3 protein-coding genes are annotated in these 2796 nt (G+C 68.0%); all 3 read right to left on the bottom strand.

Features of this window, described 5'->3' with window-relative positions; translation table 11 throughout:
• Positions 1–1160 (bottom strand): type IV secretory system conjugative DNA transfer family protein (locus IG63_RS0120150; protein WP_169741842.1); only part of this gene is annotated, 1160 nt, incomplete at its 3' end.
• The gene (locus tag IG63_RS21915) at positions 1157–1618 is read right to left on the bottom strand and encodes a hypothetical protein (protein ID WP_051707369.1); all 462 of its coding nucleotides are present in this window, start codon (positions 1616–1618) and stop codon (positions 1157–1159) included. The genes IG63_RS21915 and IG63_RS0120150, both read right to left, overlap by 4 nt.
• On the bottom strand, positions 1615–2619 hold the full coding sequence (locus IG63_RS0120140) for an ArdC-like ssDNA-binding domain-containing protein (RefSeq protein ID WP_051707368.1): 1005 nt from the start codon (positions 2617–2619) through the stop codon (positions 1615–1617). The genes IG63_RS21915 and IG63_RS0120140 overlap by 4 nt, the downstream gene beginning before the upstream one ends.
• Positions 2620–2796: the final 177 nt, after the last annotated feature.

Here is a 2796-nt window from a genome sequence, read left to right as displayed (position 1 = left end):
CACCGCGCGCTCACGCAGCTCGGTCGGGTACCTCGAGGGACGTGCCATGAGAGTGATCCTTCCAACGAATCAGCTCTCCGGACATGCCGGGGCGGTTCAGCTTGAGCGACGGCCATCCAGATGGAGTCGCGGGTTCGTGGGTCGGACTCGATCATCCCGCCGAGGGAGTCCGACCAGCCGGCGGCGGCGCGGGGGTGGCTGGCGAGGATGCCGACGGCGTCCGCTGCTGCTGAAGCGGATAGTGACCACTCGAAGAGGGCTCGGGTCGGGAGGTGCTCGAGCGCAGCTGCATGGAGCAGTGCCTGGATCGCGGAGCGGGCCTTGCCTTCCCAGAAGCCGCCTGACTCTGTGCCGCCGGATGAGAGCCCGGTCGATGATGCGAGGCCCGCCGCGCGGATCATGGCGGTGAGCGGGTGCTCGCAGCCGCGGATCGGCGACCATCGAACGCCGCAGTCGTCCACTGCGGTCAACCCCGCAGTGAGGTGTTGCGGGTCGAAGACCGCAACCGGCCCGCGGTCCTTCCGTGCGGCGAGCGTGGCGGCGATGTTGTCCGGCCGCGTGGAGGTGGTGATGACGGCGCCGGGCGCGTCGAGGATGGCATTGATGACGAGGTGCAGTCCCTTGCCGGAACGTGGCGGACCGATGACGAGGATCGAGTCCTCGACCGATGCCCAGATCTCGCGGCCACAGCTGCGCCCGATCAGGTAGCCGACGTCGGCTGCCCTCGGGTGCCGCAGCGAGGGGCGGAGGGTGGCGGCGCGTCGTACGAGGGCCTTCTTCGATGCGGTCGTGTCGATGTCTCGCGCGGTTGCGGTTCCTCTGATGCGCTGGGGATCTCGAGCTGTCCGGTGCTGGAGGCGTGCGATGAGTCTCCAGATGCACCAGGCGAATGTCGCGAGGACGCCGAGGAAAAGGGCCACCACGCTCCAGTACGCGGTCGCTGACAACCCGGGTGCCTCGAAAGCTTGCGCCGGTCGGCCCGGATCGGTGAGGACACGCAGTCCGCTCGCGATCTCGCCTTCCGGCGTTGTCGCGCCCGTTGCGATCGCGGCGGCCGTTGCAGCACCGCGGAGCACGAGCGCCATTGCGAACGCTGCCATCAGCCCGATGAACGCCAGGTTCACCAGCTCGTCGTTCGCACCGCGTGCAGCCGGGTTCATGCCGGTGCCTCGAACGGGGCGACTGTCCGTGAGGTCATCCCGAAGAGCACAAGTCCGCCGCGGGTTGCGGCGAGTAGCGCGGGTGGGAGGTTGAGTGAGGCGTTGCCTTCGGCATCGGCGTGCTGGCGTACGACGACGTACGCCAGCGCCACCTCCTCGCCTGGCTGGAACCCGGCGCCAGCGAGCGCCGGCGTCGACAGGGCAGGCGTCGGCTCCTCTGCCGCTGTTCCCGAGGATTCTGTGGGAGTCGCGACGTCGACGTACGTCGAGCCATCGGCCTCGCGCACCTCGACGCGCACTGGTGCGCCGAGCTCGGAGGTGATCTCGTCGATGACAGACCGAAGGTCACCGCGTGTTCTGCCCTGTGATTCGCGCGGGACACCGTCGACGTCGACTGCCATCACGCCGGCGGCATCGATGGCGACGTGAACGACGCTCAGAACGACGGGAATCTTCATAGCCCCAGCACCGATCCGTCGCGCCGGGCATTGGTGACGACCGGAGCCGTCCCGGTGCGATGACTGAGGGCTTCGCGGTCGAGTCCAGGCGGGTTGCCGTCGCCGACCTGCTGGCTGTCGACCCTGTCGAGGATGCCGAGTGCGGTCGCGCGGACGCGCTCCGCGGTCGACTGGACGACCTCGACCGGGTTCTTGCCAAGGACACTCGCCGCCCAGGTCGACACGTACGGCACGGTGTAGGAGGAGGTGTCGAGTCCGTGTGCGGCACCGACCATGAGCGCGACGGATTCGGCCTCGACCTCGGCGATCCCACGGTGCAGGGTCGCGTCGGCGGCGCTCTCGGTCGACAAAGCGTTCTCAGGTGGCGCATGGAGAAGGACATGTCCGAGTTCGTGGGCGAGCGTCTTGACTTGGGCTGCTTCGTCCATGTCCATGCGGACGGAGACCTCGCGGGAGAGGAAGTCGGTTAGGCCGTTGGCGCCGCCGATCGCCGCGGCCGATGAGACGAGGCGGAGCTCGAAGCCGGCAGCCGTGATCTGGTCGGCGAGTCCGTCCCAGAGCCCGGGCGGTGCCTGGCCTTGGAGCAGGGTCGGGCGGGGGAGTTCTGGCACCGGGTCGCCGGTGGTTTGGGAGATGTCCCAGACGTAGGTCGGCTTGACTCCGATCATCCTGGTGCGGGCGTACTCGCCGGACATCGGCTTCTCGTTGCGGGCCAGACGCCGCCAGGAGTTCGGGTCGTCGGGCGTGAACGAGGCGAACCGGCCGGTGACCGGAGCGAGGATGCCGTAGCCGTGCTGCCCTTTCGCGACGCTGCGTCCGAGTGAGAGCCACTGGTGGAAGCCGGCGACGTACGTCGGGATGGGGTCGGGCACCCTGCCCTCGTTGTACGCCGCGAGGTGCTGAGCTGCGATCAGCATGGAGTTTCCGAAGCTGCGGCCTCGGAACTGTGCCGCGAAGGTAAGGGCGCGCTTCCAGTCCTCACCGGTCACGAGCGCGGCCACGGACTCAGATAGTTGCTCCTGGAGGGCTTCGAGCTTGGCCTCGCGTGCTGCTCGACCTCGAACTTGAGTGGTCATTGGGCTGTCTCTAGGCACTCAGGTTCGATCGGCGGCATCAGAGGCTCCGATCTGCGTTTGTGCAGGTAGCGTCGGTTCGTCACCGGCGAGAATCTGAAGTGA

Origin of the sequence: Nocardioides aequoreus (assembly GCF_000720335.1) — a bacterium.
GTDB classification, from domain to species: domain Bacteria; phylum Actinomycetota; class Actinomycetes; order Propionibacteriales; family Nocardioidaceae; genus Marmoricola; species Marmoricola aequoreus.
This window is presented reverse-complemented; position numbering and strand designations above follow the sequence as displayed.

What these genes read in the sequence shown, in the direction of transcription:
- IG63_RS21915 (WP_051707369.1), bottom strand. Translation starts at nt 1,618, where the DNA reads ATGAAGATTCCCGTCGTTCTGAGCGTCGTTCACGTCGCCATCGATGCC.